This window comes from Brevibacterium sp. ZH18 (assembly GCF_022748595.1).
Taxonomy (GTDB): Bacteria; Actinomycetota; Actinomycetes; order Actinomycetales; family Brevibacteriaceae; genus Brevibacterium.
The window spans coordinates 1-2,267 of sequence record NZ_JALDSX010000091.1 but is presented as its reverse complement, the minus strand read 5'-3'; the positions used below and the strand labels follow the sequence as shown (position 1 = coordinate 2,267).

At 59.5% G+C, this 2,267-nt stretch carries 1 protein-coding gene and 1 pseudogene; both read left to right on the top strand.

The window, feature by feature from the left end; all coding sequences use genetic code 11:
- A pseudogene (locus MPN20_RS17020) lies at nucleotides 1-684 on the top strand (hypothetical protein); the annotation flags it as partial.
- A gap of 186 nt (nucleotides 685-870) precedes the next feature.
- The gene (locus MPN20_RS17015) at nucleotides 871-2,208 is read left to right on the top strand and encodes an LPXTG cell wall anchor domain-containing protein (RefSeq protein WP_242784044.1); all 1,338 of its coding nucleotides are present in this window, start codon (nucleotides 871-873) and stop codon (nucleotides 2,206-2,208) included.
- Nucleotides 2,209-2,267 lie beyond the last annotated feature (59 nt).

Genomic DNA, 2,267 nt, shown 5'->3' with positions numbered 1-2,267 from the left:
ACCGGCAAGGCTGAAACAGCCACTGCCGACGGCGACTACAAGCTCCACCTCTACTACAAGGGCAACCCGGACAGCCTCGAAGCAGGCAAGGTCCCGTTCACGGTCACCATCGACCGTGAAGGCACCGAGTCGAAGAAACTCAACGGCAACATCACCGTGATTGCAGATGAACCCGAAGCACCTGCAGAAGCCTCCTTCACGGTTTCGCCGAAGACGATGGAAGCTGCGGACTTCGCAAACAAGAAAAAGGGCGTTCGCCTCTCGGTCGAGAACTGCGAACCCGGCTCGGATGTGCACTTCAACGTCAAGCCCAAGGGCATCAACGTCTCCGCATATGACAAAACCATCAAGGCCGACGACGAAGGCAAAGCATTCGTCACCGTCTATGGCACGTCATCAAATGTCTCCGCTTACGTGGGCTCCTACACCGCCAGTGCAACCTGCGGTGACGACACGATGAAGGGATCGTTCAAGGTCACGGCCGGAGCTGACGGCGGCGGCAGCGATGGAAATGACAACGGCAACAATGACAACGGCAGCGGCAACGACGGCAGCGAATTGCCCCGCACCGGCGCCGACCTCGGCGGGTTCACCACGGGAGCACTTCTCCTCCTCGTCGGCGGTGCAGCGGTCGCCATGACCGGACGCCGCAAGAAGGCAGGACAGTCACCGACTGACTTCTGAGCACTCGAGCGCTGACCAGTCACCACCGCGTGATCAATCAGTGAGATAGCGGACACGAGAATGGCCCTGACAGCTGTCAGGGCCATTTTTGTGAACTAAATGTTCACAACTATGTGCGTCGTGAGTATTACATTACTGTTACATCCGTAAGTGCACGATCACTGCTGTTCGTTACAAAGGAATGACATGAAGAAGACGCTCGCCCTCGCACCCGCAGTAGCGCTGGCCATCACCGGCCTCGCCGCATCCCCAGTTTTTGCTACCACCGAAGTACCGACGGCCCACGACTCCGCAAACACACAGCCGGCATCGCAGTCAGGCAACCTGCAGAAAGCAGGAGCCCAGAAGGCTTCTCCTCAGGCCGGCGACATCGCCGTCTCTGCTGACAGCGTCACCGTCGACGAGTTCGCTAAGAACGGCGTAGGAATCGCCGGCGCAGGCCTTGAGCGAGAAACCGAATTCAAACTGGTAGTTGCACCCGCAGATGATCAGAATGTCGGTTCCTACAAGACAACGGTCACCACAGATGCCGATGGAGCGTTCAAAGACGGCGTTGCCGCCGTCGGCGAAGCGAACCCGGAATTCGTCGGCAAATACACCGTGACGGTCACAAATGCTGAAGACCCGAAAGATACCCACACAACGTCGTTCGAAGTCACCGCTGATGACGATGCTCCGGAGACCCCGGCTGTCGACCCCAAGGTCTCGATCTCCGACAAGAAGGTCAGCGAGAGCGACTTCGAGAAGGACGGTCTCAAGGTCACCGGTGAAGGCTTCACTCCCGGCGGCAAGGTCACCGTCATTGGTGCAGCAACTCAGTCGCCGTTCTACCAGGACGAAATCACCGCCGACAAAGACGGCAAGATCTCGACCTCGGTCAAGGCTCCTGAAGCCGGGCTGAAACCTGGCGACTACTCGGTCTACGCGGTCGATGCCACGTCCGAAGAGAAGTCGGACAACGCCAAGTTCACCATCACCAAGGATGCAGCGACCGAAGATCCCACCACTCCTGCTGCCGAAGCCAAGCTGACCGTCTCCCCCGAGACCGTCTCCGCTGCGGACTTCGTCAAGGAGAAGAAGGGCGTCACTCTCGCCGTCGAGAACTGCGAACCCGGCTCCGACGTCCGCTACCTGGTCAACCCTTCGGGCAAGTCGAACGTCACTGCATTCGACAAGACCGTCAAGGCTGACGACGAGGGCAAGGCCTCCGTCAACGTCTACGGCACGTCCGCATCCGATCCTTCGGCCTATGTCGGCGACTATGACGTCACCGTCACCTGCGGCGACGACAAGCTGACCGGCAAGTTCTCGGTCGACGAGGACGCCAACGCAGGTGGTAGCGACGGAAACGATAACGGCAACAGCGATGGCAACGACAACGGAAACGGCGGCGGTGACCTGCCTCGTACCGGTACCGAACTCACCGGGCTCGCCGGTGGAGCCGGCCTCCTCCTCGTCGGTGGAGCCGCAGTTGCTCTGACCATGCGCCGCAAGAAGACCACTCAGGATCCTGCCGAGATCTGAGAAGTTGACGTCGCTACGGCGATGACAACATGAGAAGAGTGCGAACCCTGTGAAGGGTT